A 21411-nucleotide genomic window follows, 5' to 3' on the forward strand; every position below is an offset into this window, starting at 1 on the left:
CGAGATGATCATCGATCCGAGTGGCCGCGGACCGACGATGCGGCAGCTGCTCATCGCGGGCGTCTGCGGCATCGTCGTCATCGCCGCGGCGCTGACCCTGCTGATGGCCCGCTACAAGGGCTACATCCTGAATCCCAAGGTGGAGGTCACCGCCAACCTGACCACCACCGGTGACGGACTGCCCGCGCAGGCCGATGTGAAGTTCCGCGGCGTGCTGGTCGGCGCGGTCGAGGAAGTGTCGGTGGCCGCCAAGGGCGAGCTGCAGCAGGTGCACATCAACATGAAGCCGGACTACATCTCCGATATCCCGGCCAATGTCACCGCACGCGTCGTCCCCAGCAACCTGTTCGCCGTCACCTCGGTCGAACTGGTCTACAACGGTCCCGACAACGCCTCGCTGAAGGCCGGTTCACAAATCGCCGAGGACCACAGCCAAGGCACCATCGCGCTGCAGGACACGCTCACCACGGTCCGCACGATCCTCAACAAGATCGACCCCATGCAACTGGGCCGGGTGCTGAGCACGCTGTCCTATGCGCTGGACGGCAGCGGCCGGGTCCCGGGTTCCACCGTCGAGCGGCTGAACAACTGGTTCACCCAGGTCCGGGCCGCGGTGCCGGATCCGGAGGGCACGCTGAACGATTTCTCCGCCTCGTTCCACGCGCTCAACCAGTCCGCGCCGGATCTCATGACGACGCTGTCGGAATCGGTCAAGACCGCGCAGACCATCGCCGACAAGCGCAGCGAACTGGCCGGTCTCATCACCGGCACCTCGGCGACCATCGACAAGGTCAACAACCTGTTCGCCCGCAACCCCGACGTCGGCAAGCAGCTGACCTCGGGCACCGGCGACATGTTCGGTGCGCTCAGCGAGGACCCGAATGCGATCCCGCAGGCCATCGCGAACCTGAACACGTCGGTCCGCAACCTGAGCACGACCTTCCACTGGGGTCCGCAGCAGCAGATGATCTGGAACGCTGGGGTGACCTTCACGCCGTACAAGCCGTACGACCGGTCCGACTGCCCGCGCTACGGCGACATGGCGGCACCGAGCTGTGGCACCGCCCCGGTGGTCTCCGATATCGGTCCGCCGACACCGGCCCTCAAGCCGCGCACGCTGGACGCGTCGCAGGGACTGCCCAAGCTGCCGCCGATGCCGGGCCTGCCCGCCATCCCGGGCGTCACCACCGGTGACACCGCGCAGACGGCCGCGCCGGAGCAGGCGCCCAAGCCGGGCAACCCGTTCGCCGGAACTCCGTTGGAAGGTCTGTTCCCGCAGCTGCCCGGCCTGCCGGGTGCGCCCGCGGCCCCCGCGCCGCAGCCGGCTCCGGCCGCCGCTCCGGCCGCGGACGGGCAGAAGCCCACGGCGGGGCCGATCGCCTACTACACCGGACGGGACGCGATGAGCGCGCTGCTCGGCCGGGATCCGACGACTGCCGAATATCTGCTGCTGAGCTCGATCCTGAGGGGTGGAACCTTGCAAGTATCCGAAAGCGGTGCCAGCTGATGAGAGGAATTCGCAAACCGCTGATCGGGTTCGGTATCTTCGCCATCGTCTCGGTCCTGGTGACCGTGGTCATCTGGAATACGCTGGCGCGCACCGTGAACGGTTCCACCCACAGCTACTCGGCGATCTTCACCGATGTGCTGGGCCTGCGCGAGGGCGACGACGTCCGGATGGCCGGCGTGCGCGTCGGCAAGGTCACCAAGATCGAGGTCGAGGGACAGCACCAGGCCAAGGTGTCGTTCATCGTGCAGACCGATCAGACCGTGTACGGCAACACCAAAGCCCTTGTCCGGTACCAGAATCTGATCGGCCAGCGCTATGTGGCGCTGGCACCCGGCAACAAGGGCGACAATTCGGCGCTCCGCAACAACGCGACCATCCCGGTCGACCGCACCGAACCCTCGTTCGATATCTCGGGTCTGCTCAACGGTTTTCAGCCGCTGTTCGAAACCCTGCAGCCCCAGCAGGTCAACGACCTGACCAACACCTTCATCCAGGCGTTGCAGGGCGACGGTGTTTCGCTGAGCTCGTTCATCACCCAGGCCGCCGCATTGGCCGGTGACTTCCAGCGACGTGACGTCATCCTGGCCGACGTGATCACCAAACTGTCGGGCGTGATGTCGGGACTGGCGAAACGAGGTGACGAATTGGAGACTCTGGTGACCCAGACCCGTGCGCTGATCGGCGGGCTCTACGAGCAGGGACAGTCCCTGCAGGCTTCGACCGTCCAGATCGCGAATGCCACCAGCTCCCTGGTGAACATGGTCGATCAGGTGCAGCCGAAGATCAGGGCCGCGCAGAACTCGTCCACCGACGCGCTGACCATGTTGATCAGCAACGGCGCCAAACTGGATCAGGCCGCGGTCGACCTGCCGGGCATCCTGGCCGATGTGGGCAAGTTCACCTCCGACGGCGCCTATGCCAATGCCTACCTGTGCACGCTGGACATCTCGCTCTACGGGGTGCTGTTGCCGCGAGGTCTGGTCAGCCAGATCGGTGGACCCAACCACTCGGCGGTGTGCCGCCCATGACGACATTCGGTACGCGAATCAAGAATCGCTTCCAGGGCAACCGCTTCTTCTGGCTCGGCGTCATCGGCGCCGTCCTCATCGTGGTGCTGCTGGTGGTCTCCAGCGGGTACAAGAAGCTGGGTGTCGGCACCAAGGACGTGCAGGCGGAGTTCGTGCAGACCGCCGGCGTCCAGACCGGTGACAAGGTGAATGTCGCCGGTGTGCCGGTGGGCACGGTCGCCGGGGCGAAGCTCGAGGGTGACCACGTGCTGATCACCCTGCACGTGAACAACGACGTGAAGCTCGGCCCCGATGCCCGCGCCTCCATCAAGATGGCCACGCTGCTGGGCGCGCGCTACGTCGATCTCGACCCGGGCAACGGGAAAGGCTTGCCGGGCAACCGGATTCACAAGTCCAACACCAAGGTTCCCTACGACCTCGCCGATGTGGTGCAGATCGGCACCCCGAAGTTCGAGGCGCTCGACACCGAGAAGCTGGCCGAATCGCTGAAGGTGCTCGGCGACCAGATCGACGGTTCGCCGCAGCTGACCGCGCAGGCGCTCGACAGCGTCGGCGCGCTCGCCAAGACCATCAACGATCGGCGCGACCAGGTCGACGGTCTGCTCAAGGATCTGGACAAGGTCACCCGGATCCTCGGCGACAACCGCAACAGCGTGCTGCTGGTGATCACCCAGGGCGAGGCGATCGCAAGCCGGGTGATGGAACGCCAGGAGCTGCTCAAGCAACTGCTGAACAACACCGCGACCCTGACCAAGCAACTGCAGCAGATCGGCGCGGAGAACAACAACCAGCTCGGCCCGACCATCGAACAGCTGAACACGATGGCCCAGGGTCTGCAGAAGAACAAGGACAACCTGGACAAACTGTTGACGATCATGCCCGCGTCGCTGCGGCAGTTCAACAACGTGTTCGGCAACGGCCCCTACGGTGAGGTCGGTGTGCCGTGGCTGTTCCCGGACAACTGGTTGTGCTTCGCGCGAGTGATCGAGGGGTGCCAGGGATGATGCTGAACAAATGGCTGGCCCGAGCTACCAGGACGGTCGCGATCGGTGCGGCCGTACTGGTGGCCGGCAGCTGCGGTTCGGTGCAGAACGCGGTGGGCGGTTCGACCCATATCACCGCCGACTTCCGCAATATCGCCGGCGTGTTCGAGGGCAATCCGATCACCGTGCTGGGACTCGAGGTCGGCAAGGTCGACAAGATCATCCCCAAGGGTGAGTACGTCGAGGTGCACATGACGGTGAACCACGACGTCGACATTCCGAAGAATGTGACGGCGGCGATCGTGTCGCCCTCGATCGTGACCAACCGGCACATCGAGCTGACCCCGCGCTACACCGGCGGGCCCAAGTTGCCGGACAACACGCACCTGACCGTGCAGCAGACCCGCACCCCGGTCGAACTGGACACGATGATCAAGACCATCGATCAGTTCACCGCCGCGCTGAAGCCGGCACCGGGGCAGAAGGAGGGCCCGCTGTCGGGCACGCTGCTCTACGACATGGTCAACGGCCAGGGCGAGCGGATCCGCGACACGCTCAACGCGCTGTCGGGTGCGTTGAAGGTCGGCGTCGACAACAAGGACGCGATTTCGACCATCATCATCAAGCTCAACGAGCTGACCTCGATGCTGGCCGACAACGACCAGTCGGTGCGCGACTTCAGCAACAAGGTCACCCAGATGTCGTCGCTGCTGGCCGAGCAGGCGCCCGGTCTGCAGGCCACGCTGGATCAGCTCAACGACTTCCTCGCCAACACCAGCGGCGTCTTCAGCCAGTATCAGAGCCAGCTGTCGGAGAGCCTGACCGGGCTGACCAAGGTCACCGACCAGCTGCGGCAGAACGCGGCCGGTGTGATCGAGACCGTCGACGTGGCGCCGCTGCTGCTGCAGAACCTGGATCGCTCGATGGACCGCAACCGCGGCTTCGTCCGCCTGCACGCGGTGCTCGGCACGGCGCTGTCCGGTGAGGTCGTCAGCGTGTTCTGTGAACGCATTCAGATGAAGGCCGATGGCTGCCGGACCGGCAAGATCGAGGATTTCGGACCCGACCTCGGGTTGTCCGCCGCACTGTTGGGACTGACGAAATGACGGTATCGACGCGCCTGCGGCGCACCTGGCTGGCCCTCGGCGTCTCGGCGACCGTGGCGGCCTCCGGCTGCGGTCTGACCGTGGAGAGTCTGCCGCTGCCCAAACCGGGGCAGTCCGGTGAGACCTATTCCCTGCACGCGATTTTCGCCAACGCGCTCAACCTGCCCGATCAGGCCAAGGTCAAGATCGGTGGTTCCGATGTCGGTGTGGTCACCCACATCTCGACCAAGAACTACCAGGCCATCGTCGACATGGACGTGCGCAAGGACATCACGCTGCCGCGCGATTCCACCGCCGAACTGCGCCAGGCCACTCCGCTGGGCGACGTCTTCGTGGCGCTGTCGAAGCCGAAGTCCGACGAGACCACGCCGATGCTGAAGGACGGCGACACCATCGGCATCGACCACACCTCGGCCGGTGCCACCGTCGAGGAGCTGCTGCTCTCGGTCTCGATGCTGTTCAACGGTGGCGGTGTGGCCGCGCTGACCAAGCTGACCTCGGAACTGGATTCCGTGGTCGGCGGCCGGCCCGAACAGCTCGCGAGCCTGATCAAGCAGATGACGAGTGTGGTCACCACGCTGCACGCCAACAGCGATCGCATCGACAGCACGCTCAACGGCTTCGACGCGCTGGCCAACACCATCGAGGCCAACCACGACCAGCTGGGTCAGGTGGCGGATTCGCTGCCGCAGATGATCGGCGCCATCGCGGAGAACAACAAGCAGATCGGCGATCTGCTCGGCAAGATCTCCACCACCAGCGCGGCGCTCGGCGACTACGCCGAGACCAGCCACGATCAGCTGGCGAGCCTGCTCGAGAATGTGCACAAGCTGATGGACGCGCTGTCGCGGGCCGGTAACGACCTCGGCCCCGCGCTGGACGCCCTGCACGAGATCCGGCCGAAGGTCGACGCCTCCTTCAAGGGCAACACCCTCGCCGTCGCCGCGACCCTGACCCAGCTCGACGTCGGCCTGCTCACCGACCCGCCGCACAGCAAGTTCTGGGATGTGCGCGATCTGCAGGACATGGCGGGCAGTTTGATCCAGGTGCTGCAGATCGTCTACGGCCGAGTGACAGGGGGCCACCGATGAGCTGGCTGCTGCGACACAAACTGCTGCTGTCCACGATCGGACTGGTAATCGCGTTCGTCGTGGGTGCGACGTACCTGGCGGTGGACGTGATGCGGATCAATCCGCTGCGCAGTACCTACACGGTCACGGTCGCACTCGACCGCTCCGGCGGTCTGCAACCGGGCAACGACGTCACGCTGCGCGGATTCCGTGTCGGCAAGGTCAATTCGATCAAGCTGGCGGATCGCGGCGCCTCGATCGCGGCCGAAGCCCAGATCGACACCCGGTACAAGATCCCGAAGGCGACCCAGGTCGTGGTGCACGCCCTCTCGGCCGCCGGTGAGCAGTACATCGACTTCCAGCCCGAAACCGACAAGGGTCCGTACCTCACCGACGGGTCGGTGATCCCGTTCGATCCGCAGAAGGTGCAGACCCCGACCCCCGTGTCGGCGGTGCTGGAGAACGCCAGCGGATTCTTCGATCAGATCGACCCGGACCGGTTCAGCACGATCCTCACCGAATTCGACACCGCGCTCAGCGGCGGACAGGATCAGCTGCGCGACATGGTCGATGCGCTGAGCCTCGTGACGGCCGGTCTGGACAATCTGCTGCCGCAGACCACCAACCTGCTCACCAGCCTGCGGACCATCGCCGCCACCACGTCGAACGCGCAGCCCGATCTGAGCACCCTGACCCAGAACTCGTCGACGTTGTTCACCCAGTTCAACAACGCCAACGACGAACTCCGCAAGGTGCTGGACCAGGCCCCGGCGCAGATGAAGTCGCTGGGCGCGACGCTGGACGAGACCACCGATCCGATCACCAGCCTGGCGACCAACTTCGTGGCCGTCACCAAGGCGGCGCAGCTGCGGCTGCCGGCGCTGCGGGCGCTGTTCCCGTCGCTGGGCGTCGGTAGTTCGGCCATAGGGGTGCCGGCCCACGACGGAGAGTTCTATACGATCATCGATATCTGGCCGCGCCCGTTCTGCCAGTACTCGCACGCGCCGGTCGCGCCGTCCGTCGTGACCGACGGTACGTTCCCGAAGTACAACTATTGCACCAACGCACCTCCGGACCAGCAGATTCGTGGTTCGGCGAACGCGCCGCGGCCCGACGTTCCGAACAACGGAGCGCAGATGCCGTCGGGTGCCGATCCGAACGCTCGGACCCCGAAGCCGGTGCGGTAAGTAGAGTGGCCCGAAACATACGGCGTGGTTTCCACATGCCGGGAAGGTGACAGATCGATTCATGTCCGATGACGACACCGCCAAGGACAAGGCGAACAACGATGCCGCGTCGACCGAGAAGGTCGACGCGGCGCAAGACAGCACCGCCGCGGACGCAACGGTCAAGTTCGAATCGGACTCGTCGGTTGCCGCCGATAAGGGTGCCGATACCGCGAAGACGGCCGATGCGGACAAGACGGTGAAGCTCGAGACCGCGAGCCCGGCCGCGGCCGATGCGGCAACCACCAAGTTCGCGGCCCCCGCCCCGGCGAGTGCGCCCTCCTCCGGGAAGAGCACGCCGTGGGTGCCGATCGTGTCGGCCTTCGCCGCGGGGGTGCTGCTGGTGGCCGCGATCACCGCGGTGGTGGTCTTCTATCTGAAGGCCGACAATCGCGAGGATCAGCTCGCCGCGCGCGATGATTCGACCAAGGCGGCGTGCGATTTCGGTAAGGCCGTGGCCAGCTACGACTCGAAGGATCTCGACGCCTACTTCAAGAGCGTCAACGATCTCTCGACGGGTGAGTGGGGCAAGTTCTTCAGCGGCGCCTCGGACACGTTGAAGCAGGCCATGGTCAGCGTGCAGGCCAAGTCGAAGCTGGACGAGATCCACTGCGCGTGGGAGTCCGGCAACGACAGCCAGGCCAACGTGGTGCTGGTGATCACGCAGGAGCAGACCAACCAGGCCGTTCCGCAGCCGGACAAGCTGACCATCCCGGGCGTGGCCCAGATGGAGAAGCACGACGGCAAGTGGCTGGTCGCGAAGTTCGACTCGCCGGTCACCAAGGGAATGGGTCCGTCCGCTCCGGCGCCGGGTGCGGCGCAGCCGGCCCCGGGTACCGGCCCGCAGGCCAACGGCGGTGCCCAGCCCGCCCCGGCCCCGCAGCCGGGTAACTGAATCCGGTTACAGCACAACGCTTCCGGCCCCGCGACGGTTTCCGTCGCGGGGCCGGAACGCGTTCGAGGGCGATTCGGACTGTGAACACGGCGCGGTCCGGGCGGCCGAGGTGGCGGCAACCGGGCGCCTCCGGCGGTGGGCCGACCCACCACCGCCGGAAGCCATTCGGTTGGTCTGACGCGTGCCCGGTCAGAAGAGGGTGAGGGCGTCCGCGGTTTCGGCTGTCGCGCGTCCGCGTTTCGGCGCCGGCTTGTCGGTGACGACGACCGTCAGCGGCGTCGTCGCGGCGGTGTCCGGCATCGTCTCGGCGGGTGCCGCGGCGGGGCGCACCGCGGAAGGCAACGGCGGAAGATCGATGATGCCGTTCGGGGTCGCATCGGCTCGGCCCGCGGCGGCGCGGGCGGCCTCCCCGGCGAGTTTGTCGGCCTGTTCGTTGTAGTAGTTGCCGACATGCCCGCGCACCCAGCGAAAACGCACCGGGCCCGGCCGGGTGGCGATCGCGTGATCGATCCACTGGACGAGTTCCACATTCTTCACCGCGCTGCCGGTGGCGGTGCGCCAGCCGTTGAGGCGCCAGCTCGGTAGCCATTCCGACGCACATTTGATCGCGTACAGCGAATCGCTCTCGATGAACAGCGGTTCGGGGCCCGGATGCGCGCGAATCGCCTCCAGAACCGCGCGTAGCTCGGCCACCTGGTTGGTGCCGGAGGCCGCGCCGGCGCTGGCTGAACTGCCCTGATGATTGACCCACGCCCAGCCGATGGCGCCGCCAGGATTGCGCAGGCAGGATCCGTCGGTGCTCACGATGATCATGACCGGTACCCTACGCAATCCGGCCGACAAGATCCGTGCCGTGGAATTCCTCGATTTCTCTGCGCAATTGCGTCTCGCTGCGACGGACCGCCGCCTTGGCCAGCGCATCGATGGCCTTGGCGGCCGGGCGGGCGGCCCAGCCGTGCGCCGGCGGATAGTCGGCCTCCGAGGTCAGCACCGACCGGCCGTACCCGAGCGGATCGAATCGCAGTGTCAACGTGGCGAGCGCGGGGGCGGCTTCCGACTTCTGCGACGACGCGTTCTGCGACGACGCGGCGGGGTCCTGCGCAGGCGCCACCTTCCCCGGCCGGCGCCTGCGCAGGGTGTACCCGATGACCGCGTTGCGGCGGTATTCGGTGATCTCACAGTCGACCGTGGGATGCCACAGCCCCAGCCGGAACGTCGCCGCGTAGACCGCACCCGGTCCGTGGCCGGCCTCGCCGACCGGTTCGAACGCTGCGATACCGAACATCCAATCCGGGACGAACAGATGGTTGTCGGTATACGTGAATGCGACCTCCACCGGAGCCCCGACATCGCTCGCGTACCTGATGTGGCCCATAGGCCCTCCCTGCTCCACGCTTGCCACAAAAGTACTACAGAATTCCTCTTTATTAAATGGTTACCGGGGAATAACGTGCGGCCCGCGGACCGAGTGGCGAATAACCGCTGACGAGGACAAATGCAGAAACGACCAGTACGTTTCGAGTGTGCTCGACAGGAGCGGACACAGACGACAACCGGCCGGGCACCTTGACGGTACCCGGCCGGAAGGATGTTGAAACGCTATGCCACCGCGGAATCCGGCGCTGCCGGAAGCACTGCCGCCTGCGTCGAATCGGCGGCGGCCGGATCGCCGGTGTGGTTCACAGGAATCCGCTCCGGACCGGCCGAGGGCACCGGAGCCGGGCGCGCGTGCCGCTGAACCTGTACGTTGTGCCGACCCAGCAGTGGATCGCTCATCGCGACGCTGAACTCGCCACTGTGCACGTCGACGTCGGTGCGGAATTCGGTCACCGCATCCGGCGCGGAGCCCTGCCGATGATCCGGACCGGCGTTCGCACCCAAGGCGGCCGGCACATTCGTGTCGAGGGTGACGGCGAACGAATGCTGTTGTGTCCTCGACAGATTCGCCCCGACGTAGGTTTCTCCGGTGAGGTTCAGGCGTCCCCCGACGCCGCCCGGACGGGAACTTGCGGGTGCGGTGTCGATGCTCGATGAGCGGTCCGCCGGGCCGGGCACGATGCGCACCGGCGCTGCCGCGCCATCGGCCGCGAGGACCGGCAGGCGACGGGATTCGGCGGCCGGGCGCCACGACCCGGTGGTGGCAGGAGTGCTGCTCGGTGACGCCTCGGATCGGTCGGTGTCGGGTGCCGGGACGATGGTGTCGCCTCGTTCGCCGGAGCCGATGACGGCCGGTAAGCCGGTACCGGCGATCTGATTGACGATGTAGGTTCCGGCGGCGACCGTCAGGCCGATACTCGCCATTCCGGCGAGTACGACGGCGGTGTGCTGCAGAATTTGGCCGGTGGACCGGGACTGCGCGGACTGAGCCATAGCGGTGCGTCCTTCCCTCTCCCCTGGTTCCCCTCGTTGCCGACCCGCACCGTTGAAAGTCGTACGCACGTCCAGGTTACTGCCTGTCGTCGGGGGATTCCGAGACCGTGCGGTCAAGATCACAACGGCGGGCGAAGCGGCGTGAAACCGCTGTTCACATCGTCCGGAGGGTGCCGGTGCGCCGCCTACGGCCGCTGGGCGCGCAGGTTTGCGTCGGAATAGTGCCGGGTAACCCGACAAAGCTGGCGAGCGTCAACTTCGAGATGCGATCTCGAAGTCCTCCGGCCAACGGCGTCCGGTCGACCACAAGCACGTCGCACCCTGAGTGGGCGCTCGCCCGCTCTCTCCGAATCCTTCAGGCGCACATCGTCAGGCGAACTGGCCCACTTCGCGCCCCGATCCCGGAGGCCCGGCGAACGCCTGCGCGATCGTCAACCATTCCGCGGCGTCGCTTCCGGTGGCCACCAGCGGGAGATCGTCCCGATGCCGGCGCTGCGTCACCAGCAGGCAGAAGTCCGACGCCGACCCGCTCACGCGCTGCGCGGCATCCTCCGGTCCCCAGCTCCAGACCGATCCGTCCGGTGCGGTGAGCTCGACTCGGAACGGTTCCGCGGGTGCCTGGCGACCGTGCACGGTGTAGGCGAAATCGCGGGTCCGCACGCCGATATGCGCGATATTGCGCAATCGCGCCGTCGGCGTCCGCGCCGCGCCCAGCGCATCGGCGACGTCCTGACCGTGCGCCCACGTCTCCATCAACCGTGCGCTCACCATCGACATCGGGCTCATCGGCGGCCCGAACCAGGGCAATTTCGTGCCGGCGGGTACCGCGCGCAGCGCCTGCGCCAAACCGGTCCGGCCGCGACGCCACCGCTCGAGCAGTTCCGGCGCCGGTGTGCCCGCCACCTCGGCGGCCGCGTCGTCGACGAACGTGGCGATCGTGGCGGTCGCCTCGCGCAGTAGTTCGGCGAACGCCGCGGCATCGGTGGCCGCGATCGTCGAAACCTCGTCGGTCCAGGTCAGGTGGGCGATCTGGTGTGCGATGGTCCAGCCCGGGGCGGGCGTCTCCCGCGTCCAGCCGGCCGGATCCAGCGGCGCGACGAGACGGTCCAGGTCCGCGCATTCGGCCTCGAAGTCGTCGAGCAGCGCCTCTAGATCAGCCATGACCGAAAGCATGGCAACGCCCCGAAAAAAATGCAAGCACGCGTGCTTGTATTTTTCACCAGCCGAAGATCAGCAGGTGCACCGCGCCCACCACCAGGCCCAGCGCCGCACCGTGCAGATACAACAGCCAGGCGTCCTGTTCGACCGAGGCATAGAACATCTCCATGAACTCGCCCGGCGTGAGCTGTTTGAGTTTCCGCGCCGCGAATTCGTCGATCTTCTTGGCCTGATCCAGGGCGAAGGCCTCGTCCTGCACCAGACTCGGCGCCAGGCTCACCGCAGCCCCGGCGGCACCGACCTGCAGATTGTCGAACTGCCGCGCTCCGAAGGCCGCGCGCACCACCGAGCGCGTGGGTCCCAGCTGGGTGCGGATCTCGTCGGCGATCAGATGTTCCACCAACTGGCGGGTCTTGTCCCCGTTCGGACCGTCCAGCAGTTCCGCCGCCAGATTCGGCAGGGTCAGTACCTGGTAGGCCAGAATTTGGGCGAGGTCGTCGGCGGCCTGCGGTTGCCGCTTGGCCAGCAGCGCCTGCCGCCAGAGGTATTTGTAGCGCGGCTGCGGATCGCCGGGTTCGAACACCATCTTGATGGCGATCATGTTCACCAGCACGCCGATGGTGGCGGCCGCGGCCAGGACGACCAGCCAGCCCGGGAGCCACCCGAGCACCGGAATGTCGTGATGGACATGCATATACAGCGCCAGCAGCACACCGAACGGGGCGCCGAGCAACCCGATCCGCACCATGAACCGCAGCTCCGGCGCGGCGATCGTGGTGGTCAGATCCTTGAGAATCTCCGGATTGGCTTGCAGATAGCGGATGACGAAACTCTTGATATCGATGAGCTGGTCGACATTGTCGCCGAGTTGCTCGAAACCGCGCCGGCACAGTTTCGGCAGTTCACGGTCGATGCGCTGATAGAGAATCTGTTTCGCCGGCCGCGGCACCGCCCGCCACAGTTCCGGATTCTCCCGGTACATCACATCGTCGACGATCTGCTGCAACTGTTCGTGCGCGCGGTCGGCGATGTAGTCGGCGATACCTTCCAGATCCAATTCGTGGATGAAATCGCGCGGGCTGCCGATCCGCATGATCGCCATATCCACGCAGATGCTGGCCATCTTCTCCGCGCGGGCGGGAATGAAGCCCTGAAAGCCGAGTTGCCTACCGTCACCGGAAAAAGTCGGCAGTACCTGCACCCGGCGCGGGAAATAGGGATACAGCACCTTGAGTCCCGGAATCCGGACGCCGCGAAATTGCAACGGCCAGAACAACATCAGCACACCGGTCCAGTTGGTGAGCCAACCGGCCACGGCGCTGAAGATCGGGAAGGTGATCAGATCCACGACGAATTTGGACTGTCCGGTCAGTTGTTCCCAGTCGATGAACACACCGCCGGCGACTACCGCCATCCTGGATCCCCCTTGCGCCGTGCGGACTTGCGAGTTGACTGGGTCCCCACATTCTCACCGGGGCCAGACGGTGTCAATGCGGCGGGGCGGCACTTGCCCTGGTCGGCGGGGCAAACGCACCCCGTTCAGGGGCGCAGGACGAGTCGAATCGGATTGCCCTCCTTGGTTTCCAGCGCCCGCACCGCGGCCGGGGCTTCCGAGAGCGGCAGCACCGCGCTGACCGAACGGGCGAGATCGAGACGATGCAGCCGCCGCAGCGTCACCAGTTCGGTGACATGTTCGGGCTGCGATCCGTAGTGTCCGCGCAGTTGCTGCTGGAAGAAGCTGAAGCCGATACCCCCGGTGATCGTGATCGGCTTGTCGGTCAGGCCGACCAGAACCAGCCGCCCACCCGCCCCCAGACAGGTCACGGCCTGTTCGCGCACCGCCGCCACTCCGGCGAAATCGAAGGCGGCCGCCAGACCGGCGCCGCCGGTCGCGGCGAAGATCCGCGACCGCAGTTCGGGATCGGCCGGATCGAAGGCCAGATCCGCACCGAAACCGAGCGCCCGTTCCCGCGCCGCGGGCAGCGGATCCACCGCCACGATGGGCGCCGCGCCGACCATGCGCAGCAATTGCACCCCGTGGGCGCCGAGACCGCCCACACCCCACACACCGACCGGTTCGGCGGGCCGCACCTGGGCGGTCGCCGTGATCGCGGCCCACGGCGTGGAGACCGCGTCCGGGATGAAGCAGGCCTGCTCGAAGGGCAGATCGTCGGGAATCGGCACCAGAGTGTCGACCCGGGCCAGGGTGTACTCCGCCCACCCGCCGTCGTAGTCGACCCCGCGCGTGAACACCGCGCCGTCGCGCAGTTCACCCGCCTGCAGCAGCACCCGGTCCCCCACCTTCGCGCCGGTCACACCCGGTCCGAGGGTGTGAACCGTGCCCGCGACCTCGTGCCCGAGCGTCACCACGTCACCGGCGAGCATCACCGGGGTCAGCGTCCCGTCGATCAGATGGACATCGGACAGGCAGACGCCCGCCGCTTCGACCTTGATCAGGACGTGGTCGGGGCCCGGTTCCGGCGTCGGCACATCGTCGAGTTCCAGTCGGCGTTGCGGTCCCAGGTGAAGGCGTGCGGCCAGCATGTCGGGCTACTCCTCGTGGATCGGGCGGGCGGACCCGCGGGCCCGGCGAACCCGGTCGAGTATCGCATCGACATCGTGGTTTCGGCCGGAGTTGCGGGAGGGCGCGATCCCGGGCGCCGGCCGAATCGCCGGGCTCGGGGGATTGTGTGGGACTACGAGTCCCATATATTCTCGAAGGATCACACCTGCTGGGTGTCGACCGCCGGGGCCGAGCCTCGGGGCCGGGAGCTAGGAGGCCCGATGAGCCACACTGCGAAGCCCGCTCGCCGGGCCGACCGGGTGCGGGGGTCCCGCAGAGCAGAGGAGACATCGATGACGCTGTCGAAATCCATTCGTACCGAGATATTCGGCCCCGACTACCGGGAGATGCTGGCGATCCTGTCCGAGGGATCGGTCCATCGCAATTTCGATCCCTATCTCGATATCGATTGGGATTCACCGGAATTGGCGATCGATCCCGACGATCCGAGATGGGTGCTGTCGCCGGAGCTCGATCCGCTCGGCGGAACCGACTGGTACAAGTCGCTGCCGCTGGAGCGCAGGATCGAGATCGGAAAGTGGCGCACGGCCAACGTGATCAAGGTCGGCGCCGCCTTCGAGAGCATTCTCATCCGCGGCATGATGCAGTACATCATGAAGCTCCCCAACGGATCTGCGGAGTTTCGCTACTGCCTGCACGAGATGACCGAAGAGTGCAACCACATCCAGATGTTCCAGGAGCTGATCAACCGGATCGGCGTGGACGTGCCGGGGATGCGGCCGCTGTTCCGTGCGTTGTCGCCCTTCATCGGCGTGGCCGGCGGCTACGCGCACGCCATCCTGTTCATCGGCATCCTCGGCGGTGAGGAGCCGATCGACCACTATCAGAAGGCGATCATCCGGGAGGGTGAGTCGATGCCTCCGGCAGTGCTGCGTACCATGCAGATCCACATCGCCGAGGAGGCCCGGCACATCTCCTTCGCCGGTGAGTTCTTGAAGGCGCATATCGAGCGGATGGGCCCGTTCGGTAAGGCGATGTGCGCGTTGGCTTTTCCGATCACGATGCGCTGGCTGGCCGGTGAGATCATGGCGCCCCCGCGCTCGTTCGCGAAGGAATTCGACATTCCGCGTGAGGTGATCGAGGACGCCTTCTGGCGGTCCCCGAACTCGCGCCGGATCCTGTCCGGCTACTTCGGCGATATGCGCACACTCGCCGACGAGCTGGGCTTGATGAATCCGGTGACCCGCAAGTTGTGGACACTGCTGCACGTCGACGGCGATCGGTCGCGATATCGGGGTGAGCCCGACCGGCGGAATGCGGCGACCGCTGTGGCCGAGCGGCTGCCCGTGGTCGGTTCTCTCGTCGGCTGGTTGGCGGCCTGACCGGCCGAAATTCGGCGCGCCCGATCAGGGGTTGTCGTCGACTCCCTCGGCCAGCGCGTTGACGAGTTCGATCAGCGGCAGTTCGGGGTCCAGGGTCAATCCGTGGGCGCGGGCCGCGCCGTCGAGCACGCTCCAGGCGTAGCCGGCGACCTCGGAGATCAGCTGTTCGCGGCTCGAGAGCGGGTGCGGATCGCGGGCCCAGCGGCCGACGGTCGCCTCGGTCATCGACACGATGGCGAAGGTCATCGTGTCGGCCGTGGCCTCGTCGACCACGCCGATCACTCCCGCCAGGCTCGACACGAGCAGGCGGGTCCGCGCCGCGATGGTGGCCTTGATACTGCTGAGCGCGTCCACATCGTCGGGGTCGCCCATCGCCGGACCGCTGCGCGCGAAGTCGTACAGCCGCGCATGCTCGGTGAGCCAGTCCGCGACCGCCGCGACCGTGCGATGCAGGATCCGATGAATCGATCCGTCCCAGATGTCCAGCGCCGCGTCGACGGTATCGATGAATTGCTCGGCGATCACACTCCGGGCCCGCCGATCCAGTTCGTCGCGTCCCGAAAACTGGCGATACACCACGGATTTCGCCAAGCCGGACCGCTTGGCGATCTGTTGCATCGAAATCTCACCGCCGCCGGACTCCTCCAGCAGTTCGATCAACGCCTCGACGATCCGCCCCCGCCGATTGTCGTTGTGCGTTTGCCACCGCGCCTGCCGGCCCCCGATCGGGGCCGGTTCGGACGGGGAGGGAATCGCCACGCGGTCGAGTTTAAATCACCGGTTCCCGCGCGAATGAGCTTCGGCCCGGGTGCGGGGAAGGGGTGAACTTTCCGTGCAAACCTCGTCAGAAATGCGAGAAAACCGCACAGGCCGGCGAGGTTTGCACGGTCAGTGCACCGTCAGCCGAGGGTCGGGTTTCAGATGCGTGATCGACAGCTCGCGGTGCGCAGCGCCCGCCCACCCATATCGCCGGGCCCCCAGATCACGAGCCGATACGGACGTTCCACAACCGCCTCCTTGCCGTAGGTGATCTGTTTAACGCAGTGAGACAGTTATCGCATCACTCTCTTATGAGTCGCGTCGGCGCCGGTCATACCTCGTTCGCTGCCGGTGAACAAGGGGTCGGAACAACTCGGCACACCCTGTAGTTGAGTAGGTAGCGCTCAACCCTGGAGGCGAAGAAACACAGGATCCGGGGCATGCTTTGGAAGGGGCTGAATCTGTGAGTACTCCACAGCGTCTGCCGGTGCTGTTTCTGACCGATCCGGTCGTGTTGCCGGGCATGGTCGTCCCCATCGAGCTCGACGAATCGGCACAGGCCGCCATCGACGCCGCGCGGGCCGCGAAGTCGGACTCCGTGCTGCTCGCACCGCGTCTGGACGAGGGCTATGCCGCCTACGGTGTGATCGCGACCATCGAACAGGTCGGCCGGATGCGCGGTGGCGCCGCTGCCGCGGTGTTGAAGGCCGAGCAGCGGGCGAGGATCGGGCACGGGGTCACCGGCCCGGGCGCCGCGCTGTGGGTGGAGGCCGAACCGGTCGACACCCCCACACCCGACGCGCACACGAAGGAACTGGCCGCCGAATACAAGCAGCTGGTGGTCTCGGTGCTGCAGCGCCGCGAAGCCTGGCAGGTCATCGACGTGGTCAACCGGCTGACCGATCCGTCGGCCCTGGCCGATACCGCCGGCTACGCGCCGTATCTGACCGATGAACAGAAGCGCGAACTGCTCGGCACTCCCGATGTCGCCGAGCGGCTGACCCGGCTGATCGGGTGGACCAAGGACCACATCGCCGAGGTCGAGGTCACCGAGAAGATCAGTGAGGATGTGCGCGAGGGCGTCGAGAAGTCGCAGCGGGAATTCCTGCTGCGTCAGCAGCTCAACGCGATTCGCAAGGAACTGGGCGACGGTGAGCCCGACGGCGCGGACGACTACCGCACCCGGGTCGAGAACGCCGAGCTGCCCGACAACGTCCGCGAGGCCGCGCTGCGCGAGGTCGACCGGCTGGAGCGCAGCAGCGATCAAAGTCCGGAATCGGGCTGGATCCGCACCTGGCTGGATACCGTCCTGGATCTGCCGTGGGCGGTGAAAACCACCGACAGCACCGATGTTTCGGCTGCTCGTGCGGTGCTCGACGCCGACCACCACGGGCTGGAAGAGGTCAAGGACCGCATGGTCGAATACCTGGCCGTGCGCGCCCGCCGGGCCGCACGTGGCCTGGAGGTCGTCGGCGGTCGTGGCTCCGGTGCCGTGATGGTGCTGGCCGGGCCTCCCGGTGTCGGTAAGACCTCGCTCGGCGAGAGCGTGGCGCGGGCCCTGGGCCGCAAGTTCGTGCGCGTCGCCCTGGGCGGTGTGCGCGACGAGGCCGAGATCCGCGGTCACCGGCGGACCTACGTCGGCGCCCTGCCGGGCCGGATCGTGCGTGCCATCAAGGAGGCGGGTTCGATGAATCCCGTTGTCCTGCTGGACGAGATCGACAAGGTCGGCTCGGACTTCCGGGGTGATCCGGCGGCCGCGCTGCTCGAGGTGCTGGACCCGGCGCAGAACCACACCTTCCGCGACCACTACCTGGATCTGGATCTGGATCTGTCCGATGTGCTGTTCATCGCGACCGCGAATGTCATGGAGACCATTCCCGGCCCGCTGCTGGACCGCATGGAACTGATCACGGTCGACGGGTACACCGAGGACGACAAGGTGGCCATCGCACGCGACTTCCTGGTGCCGCGGCAGCTGGAACGGAATGCGCTGACCGCCGAGGAGGTGTCGTTCACCGACGAGGCCCTACGGGAGATCGCCGCCAACTACACCCGGGAAGCCGGTGTGCGCCAGCTGGAGCGACTGCTCGCGAAAGCCTTGCGCAAGGCGGCGACTCGGCTGTCGCAGGACGAAGTCGGCGCGCAGACGGTTGCGGCGGACGGTGATTCGGACGCCACGGTGATCGACCTGGGCTACGATCCTTCGCTCGGTTACGGCGAAAAGGCCGGTGTCACAGCCGGTTCCGAGCCGCTGGTGATCGGGCTGGGCGATCTGAAGGACTACCTGGGCCGTCCGCGCTTCACCCCCGATTCGGTGGAACGCACCTCGGTCCCGGGTGTGGCGACCGGACTGGCTGTCACCGGCGCCGGTGGCGACGTCCTCTACATCGAGGCCAATGCCGCCGAGGGCGAACGCTCGCTGACCCTGACCGGCCAGCTGGGTGACGTCATGAAGGAATCCGCGCAGATCGCACTGACCTATGTGCGCTCGCACCTGGAAGAGATCGGCATCGAGCCGAAGGTCCTGGATCGCAACATCCACATCCACTTCCCGGCGGGTGCGGTGCCGAAGGACGGTCCGTCCGCGGGCGTCACCATGGTCACCGCCCTGGTGTCGCTGGCCCTGGGCCGGCAGGTGCGCGCGGACGTCGGCATGACCGGCGAGGTCACGCTGAACGGCCGGGTCCTGCCGATCGGCGGCGTGAAGCAGAAGCTGCTCGCCGCCCAGCGCGCCGGCCTGAACACCGTGTTCATCCCGGCTCGCAACGAGCCGGATCTGGACGAGGTCCCCGCCGAGGTGCTGGCCGCCCTGGATGTCCGCCCCGTCGCCGACGTGGCCGACATCCTGGCCTACGCCATCGAACCGGTCGCCGAACCGGCTTATGACGGGAAGGCCTTCGCGGCGACTGCGTGACCAATGGTCGCGTGATCAATGGTCGAGGGGCCGTTCACCTTCGGGTGGGCGGCCCTTCTGCCGTCTGGGGGCTGTTCGCTGCGTCGGCTACCGGCGTGGCCTGCGGAACAGCCAGGCCCAGAAGCCGCGACGGGGTGGTTTCGGATACTCGGCGCGCAGGGATCCCGACGTGATCGAGCCGTCCACGCGCAGGGTCGGGCATCCGGGCAGCGGGGGCTCGTTCACCCGATTCTTCGCGCTGCCGCTGACGAACGCCACCCGGTCGACATCCACCTGCCAGCCGCGCGGAACCGTCAATCGGACACTGCCCGAGGCGATTCCGACATGCAGCTCCACCACGGCGTGCGGGCAGATCGCCTCGGTGAAATCCAATCGCACCGATCCCGAGGCCGCGGTGGCGGTGATCTCGGCCGGCACGATCCACTGGCCGTCTTTGCGCAGCGACCCGCTGACCGTGGTCAGGACCAGCGGTTCGCGGGTCGCGGCCACCGGCAGATCGGCGGTCACGGCGGCGAGTGCGTCATGGGTGGTCGCGGCGTAGGCGGCGGCCAAGCGCCGGTCCAGCTCGGCGAGATCGAGCGAGCCGTCCCGCAGCGCCAGCTGCAGCAGCCGCTCCACCTGCGCGCGTTCGTGATCGGTGATACGTACCGCGGGCTCCGAGCGGCGTTCGGCGATGTCCGGGCGGCAGTCCGGGGATTCGGTCATCGGCACATCCTCTCGGTGGTGATGCCGAAATCCTACGTGCGACCGGACGCCCCGGATATCGGACGGCGCTGCCCGGCATGTGCTTGCCACGCCGGTGTGCGGGCTCGCCGACCATGGCGTTCGCCGCCGTGCACGCCGGAGCACCGGATGCGATGCGCAAGACCTCCTGGTCAACGCGGCTATCGGTATGGCGGCCGGTCGGCGAGGTCACCTTCACCCCGATCGTCGAGGCCGCGCTGTGGTGAAGCCGGGCTGGTGCGCGTCCGGTGGTGGTGTCGGTTCGCGGCGACTTCGCCGGCGGTGTGTTGTCCAGTGGCGCAAGGGTATCCGCGCCCGCCGCGTCCGCGGAAGTCTCCGCCTACGGTTCGCGCGATCCGTTGGTGGGCAGAGCGCGCTCGATCACGCGCACCGTCCCCTGCGCGACCGCACATATCGTGCTGGAACCGTCGCTGTCGCAATAGATCTCGCAGCGGGTGACGGCTTGGCGGCGGGTGACGTCGGTGACCTTCGCGTGCGCGCGAAGCCGGCCGCCCCGCGCGGGTCGCAGGTAGGTGACGGTGAAGCCGCCGGTCAGTACGTTCGGGCCCAGCGCGGATCCGGCGGCGAAGGTGAGCGCGTTATCGGCCAGATAGGCCATCACCCCGCCGTGCACGAAACCGAACTGCTGAGCGTGCTCGGGCCCCACGTCGATCACCAAAGTGGCCGCACCGCCCTCGAACTCGGTGATCTCGGTGCCGACGTGCCGCGCGAACGGCTGTGCGGCCAGCACCGCGCGGGCCTGCTCCGCGGTGAGCTTGGCGGTCGATACGCCGGCCGGTCGCGGGGGTGACGCGGCCGCTGCGTCCATCTGCGCACTTCCGCCGCTCCGCGCAGCGCTTCGGGCACGGTCGGCATCGCTCGCCGCGACTGCTGGTGCCGGCGCGGAGCCCATCCCATCGGCCGCACCAGCGATGCGCCTGTCACCGGGTGTCGGGTATTCCATATGCACTGTCCTCTGCTGTCGGAGCTGTCAGTTGTTGCGCAACGACTTCCACGCCGCCGCGGCCAGTTCCGCGGCGACATCGGTCGGCGCGGTGCGGATGCTGCCGCTCACCCACTGCCGCGAATACTCCTGCGCCGGGCCCAGCCACAGCGCGTACAGCAGGTCGAATTCCAGGTCGCGGACCGTGCCGTAGCGGGCGTGGGTGCGCCACCAGCGCGCGACGGAGGTGAGGAATTCCCGGTTGCTGTCGCTGTCGCGCACTCCGGGCGGCCGGGGCGACATGAGAATTGTTGCGCGGTACTGGTTGTCGGTGACCCAGCGCAGATGCTCGGTGACGCCGGTGGTGACTCCGCTCTCGGCGTCGGTGCTGTCGGCGATGCTCGCCCAGAAGGTGCGCTGGTAGTCGGCCAGCGCATGGGCCCACACCTGGCGGTACAGATCGGCCTTGTCCGGGAAATGGTGGTACAGCGCGCCGACGCTCGCTCCCGCGTCGGCCCTGATCCGGCTCAGCGTCGCGTCGAGCGCCCCGTGCTCGGCGAACTGCCGCTCGGCCGCCAGCAGCAACCGATCTCGAATCTTCATAACCAGAATTTAGTTCTGTTTCGGCGTCGGCGCAAGGCGCTACCTGCGAAGTCCCTCCGGCTGTCGGTGCCGTGCGGTAAGAACGGTCTCGTGGCCAGGTGGCTATTGCATGTCGACCTCGACCAATTCCAGGCGGCGGTGGAGTTCCGCCGCCATCCCGAGCTGCGCGGGCAGCCGGTGATCGTCGGCGGCAACGGAGATCCGAACGAACCGCGCA

At 67.0% G+C, this 21411-nt stretch carries 20 protein-coding genes and 1 pseudogene; 11 read left to right on the forward strand and 10 right to left on the reverse strand.

Features of this window, described 5'->3' with window-relative positions; translation table 11 throughout:
* Positions 1–4 precede the first annotated feature (4 nt).
* From IRT45_RS26760 to IRT45_RS26790, 7 genes are all read left to right on the forward strand, one after another.
* Positions 5–1507, forward strand: coding sequence for an MlaD family protein (locus IRT45_RS26760; RefSeq protein ID WP_194808626.1), 1503 nt, complete (start codon positions 5–7; stop codon positions 1505–1507).
* Positions 1507–2538, forward strand: coding sequence for an MCE family protein (locus IRT45_RS26765; RefSeq protein ID WP_194808627.1), 1032 nt, complete (start codon positions 1507–1509; stop codon positions 2536–2538). Before IRT45_RS26760 ends, IRT45_RS26765 begins: the two co-directional genes overlap by 1 nt.
* The gene (locus IRT45_RS26770) at positions 2535–3542 is read left to right on the forward strand and encodes an MCE family protein (RefSeq protein ID WP_194808628.1); all 1008 of its coding nucleotides are present in this window, start codon (positions 2535–2537) and stop codon (positions 3540–3542) included. Before IRT45_RS26765 ends, IRT45_RS26770 begins: the two co-directional genes overlap by 4 nt.
* Entirely contained in the window at positions 3539–4627 is a 1089-nt protein-coding gene (locus tag IRT45_RS26775) for an MCE family protein (protein ID WP_228535168.1), read from the forward strand. Before IRT45_RS26770 ends, IRT45_RS26775 begins: the two co-directional genes overlap by 4 nt.
* Positions 4624–5718, forward strand: coding sequence for an MCE family protein (locus IRT45_RS26780; RefSeq protein WP_194808629.1), 1095 nt, complete (start codon positions 4624–4626; stop codon positions 5716–5718). Before IRT45_RS26775 ends, IRT45_RS26780 begins: the two co-directional genes overlap by 4 nt.
* Positions 5715–6884, forward strand: coding sequence for an MlaD family protein (locus IRT45_RS26785; protein ID WP_194808630.1), 1170 nt, complete (start codon positions 5715–5717; stop codon positions 6882–6884). The genes IRT45_RS26780 and IRT45_RS26785 overlap by 4 nt, the downstream gene beginning before the upstream one ends.
* Before the next feature lie 61 nt (positions 6885–6945).
* Entirely contained in the window at positions 6946–7818 is an 873-nt protein-coding gene (locus IRT45_RS26790) for a hypothetical protein (protein WP_194808631.1), read from the forward strand.
* 189 nt (positions 7819–8007) lie between these two features.
* Here IRT45_RS26790 and IRT45_RS26795 read toward each other — a convergent pair whose 3' ends face one another.
* The 6 genes from IRT45_RS26795 to IRT45_RS26820 form a co-directional block, all read right to left on the reverse strand.
* The gene (locus IRT45_RS26795; protein ID WP_194808632.1) at positions 8008–8631 is read right to left on the reverse strand and encodes a ribonuclease H; all 624 of its coding nucleotides are present in this window, start codon (positions 8629–8631) and stop codon (positions 8008–8010) included.
* 10 nt (positions 8632–8641) lie between these two features.
* The gene (locus IRT45_RS26800) at positions 8642–9193 is read right to left on the reverse strand and encodes an SRPBCC family protein (protein ID WP_194808633.1); all 552 of its coding nucleotides are present in this window, start codon (positions 9191–9193) and stop codon (positions 8642–8644) included.
* 224 nt (positions 9194–9417) lie between these two features.
* Complete coding sequence (locus IRT45_RS26805) at positions 9418–10188, reverse strand: hypothetical protein (RefSeq protein ID WP_194808634.1); 771 nt, start codon at positions 10186–10188, stop codon at positions 9418–9420.
* Positions 10189–10557: 369 nt separating this feature from the next.
* On the reverse strand, positions 10558–11349 hold the full coding sequence (locus IRT45_RS26810; protein WP_194808635.1) for a TIGR03084 family metal-binding protein: 792 nt from the start codon (positions 11347–11349) through the stop codon (positions 10558–10560).
* 55 nt (positions 11350–11404) lie between these two features.
* Positions 11405–12760, reverse strand: a complete 1356-nt coding sequence (locus IRT45_RS26815; RefSeq protein ID WP_194808636.1) for a hypothetical protein — start codon at positions 12758–12760, stop codon at positions 11405–11407.
* Between the two features lie 125 nt (positions 12761–12885).
* Positions 12886–13890 (reverse strand): zinc-binding dehydrogenase, encoded by a 1005-nt coding sequence (locus IRT45_RS26820; RefSeq protein ID WP_194808637.1) that lies wholly within the window; start codon positions 13888–13890, stop codon positions 12886–12888.
* A 312-nt stretch (positions 13891–14202) separates the two neighbouring features.
* Between IRT45_RS26820 and IRT45_RS26825 the strand changes: the two genes are divergently transcribed.
* Positions 14203–15252: a diiron oxygenase gene (locus IRT45_RS26825; RefSeq protein WP_194808649.1), complete on the forward strand. Its 1050-nt coding sequence runs from the start codon at positions 14203–14205 to the stop codon at positions 15250–15252.
* 24 nt (positions 15253–15276) lie between these two features.
* Here IRT45_RS26825 and IRT45_RS26830 read toward each other — a convergent pair whose 3' ends face one another.
* Positions 15277–16011, reverse strand: a complete 735-nt coding sequence (locus IRT45_RS26830; RefSeq protein ID WP_194808638.1) for a TetR/AcrR family transcriptional regulator — start codon at positions 16009–16011, stop codon at positions 15277–15279.
* A 523-nt stretch (positions 16012–16534) separates the two neighbouring features.
* Between IRT45_RS26830 and lon the strand changes: the two genes are divergently transcribed.
* Positions 16535–18925, forward strand: coding sequence for an endopeptidase La (gene lon / locus IRT45_RS26835; RefSeq protein WP_375540160.1), 2391 nt, complete (start codon positions 16535–16537; stop codon positions 18923–18925).
* 87 nt (positions 18926–19012) lie between these two features.
* Here the strand turns inward: lon and IRT45_RS26840 are convergent, their stop codons facing one another.
* Positions 19013–19630, reverse strand: a complete 618-nt coding sequence (locus IRT45_RS26840) for a DUF1707 domain-containing protein (protein WP_194808640.1) — start codon at positions 19628–19630, stop codon at positions 19013–19015.
* 113 nt (positions 19631–19743) lie between these two features.
* Here IRT45_RS26840 and IRT45_RS37550 point away from each other — a divergent pair, with 113 nt between their 5' ends.
* Entirely contained in the window at positions 19744–19875 is a 132-nt protein-coding gene (locus tag IRT45_RS37550) for a hypothetical protein (RefSeq protein ID WP_255535610.1), read from the forward strand.
* 113 nt (positions 19876–19988) lie between these two features.
* Here the strand turns inward: IRT45_RS37550 and IRT45_RS26845 are convergent, their stop codons facing one another.
* On the reverse strand, positions 19989–20477 hold the full coding sequence (locus tag IRT45_RS26845) for a PaaI family thioesterase (RefSeq protein ID WP_194808641.1): 489 nt from the start codon (positions 20475–20477) through the stop codon (positions 19989–19991).
* Between the two features lie 162 nt (positions 20478–20639).
* Positions 20640–21194: a TetR/AcrR family transcriptional regulator gene (locus IRT45_RS26850; RefSeq protein WP_194808642.1), complete on the reverse strand. Its 555-nt coding sequence runs from the start codon at positions 21192–21194 to the stop codon at positions 20640–20642.
* Between the two features lie 90 nt (positions 21195–21284).
* On the opposite strand from IRT45_RS26850, the pseudogene IRT45_RS37855 reads away from it, so the two are divergent.
* Positions 21285–21411 (forward strand): annotated as a pseudogene (locus IRT45_RS37855) (DNA polymerase IV); the annotation flags it as partial.

Source organism: Nocardia sp. BSTN01, assembly GCF_015354405.1.
Classification (GTDB): domain Bacteria; phylum Actinomycetota; class Actinomycetes; order Mycobacteriales; family Mycobacteriaceae; genus Nocardia.

What these genes read in the sequence shown, in the direction of transcription:
- IRT45_RS26790 (WP_194808631.1), top strand. Translation starts at nt 6,946, where the DNA reads ATGTCCGATGACGACACCGCCAAGGACAAGGCGAACAACGATGCCGCG.
- IRT45_RS26850 (WP_194808642.1), bottom strand. Translation starts at nt 21,194, where the DNA reads ATGAAGATTCGAGATCGGTTGCTGCTGGCGGCCGAGCGGCAGTTCGCC.
- IRT45_RS26825 (WP_194808649.1), top strand. Translation starts at nt 14,203, where the DNA reads ATGACGCTGTCGAAATCCATTCGTACCGAGATATTCGGCCCCGACTAC.
- lon (WP_375540160.1), top strand. Translation starts at nt 16,535, where the DNA reads ATGGTCGTCCCCATCGAGCTCGACGAATCGGCACAGGCCGCCATCGAC.
- IRT45_RS26815 (WP_194808636.1), bottom strand. Translation starts at nt 12,760, where the DNA reads ATGGCGGTAGTCGCCGGCGGTGTGTTCATCGACTGGGAACAACTGACC.
- IRT45_RS26845 (WP_194808641.1), bottom strand. Translation starts at nt 20,477, where the DNA reads ATGGACGCAGCGGCCGCGTCACCCCCGCGACCGGCCGGCGTATCGACC.
- IRT45_RS26800 (WP_194808633.1), bottom strand. Translation starts at nt 9,193, where the DNA reads ATGGGCCACATCAGGTACGCGAGCGATGTCGGGGCTCCGGTGGAGGTC.
- IRT45_RS37550 (WP_255535610.1), top strand. Translation starts at nt 19,744, where the DNA reads ATGGCGTTCGCCGCCGTGCACGCCGGAGCACCGGATGCGATGCGCAAG.
- IRT45_RS26810 (WP_194808635.1), bottom strand. Translation starts at nt 11,349, where the DNA reads ATGGCTGATCTAGAGGCGCTGCTCGACGACTTCGAGGCCGAATGCGCG.
- IRT45_RS26780 (WP_194808629.1), top strand. Translation starts at nt 4,624, where the DNA reads ATGACGGTATCGACGCGCCTGCGGCGCACCTGGCTGGCCCTCGGCGTC.
- IRT45_RS26795 (WP_194808632.1), bottom strand. Translation starts at nt 8,631, where the DNA reads ATGATCATCGTGAGCACCGACGGATCCTGCCTGCGCAATCCTGGCGGC.
- IRT45_RS26820 (WP_194808637.1), bottom strand. Translation starts at nt 13,890, where the DNA reads ATGCTGGCCGCACGCCTTCACCTGGGACCGCAACGCCGACTGGAACTC.
- IRT45_RS26775 (WP_228535168.1), top strand. Translation starts at nt 3,539, where the DNA reads ATGATGCTGAACAAATGGCTGGCCCGAGCTACCAGGACGGTCGCGATC.
- IRT45_RS26785 (WP_194808630.1), top strand. Translation starts at nt 5,715, where the DNA reads ATGAGCTGGCTGCTGCGACACAAACTGCTGCTGTCCACGATCGGACTG.
- IRT45_RS26760 (WP_194808626.1), top strand. Translation starts at nt 5, where the DNA reads ATGATCATCGATCCGAGTGGCCGCGGACCGACGATGCGGCAGCTGCTC.
- IRT45_RS26770 (WP_194808628.1), top strand. Translation starts at nt 2,535, where the DNA reads ATGACGACATTCGGTACGCGAATCAAGAATCGCTTCCAGGGCAACCGC.
- IRT45_RS26765 (WP_194808627.1), top strand. Translation starts at nt 1,507, where the DNA reads ATGAGAGGAATTCGCAAACCGCTGATCGGGTTCGGTATCTTCGCCATC.
- IRT45_RS26840 (WP_194808640.1), bottom strand. Translation starts at nt 19,630, where the DNA reads ATGACCGAATCCCCGGACTGCCGCCCGGACATCGCCGAACGCCGCTCG.
- IRT45_RS26805 (WP_194808634.1), bottom strand. Translation starts at nt 10,188, where the DNA reads ATGGCTCAGTCCGCGCAGTCCCGGTCCACCGGCCAAATTCTGCAGCAC.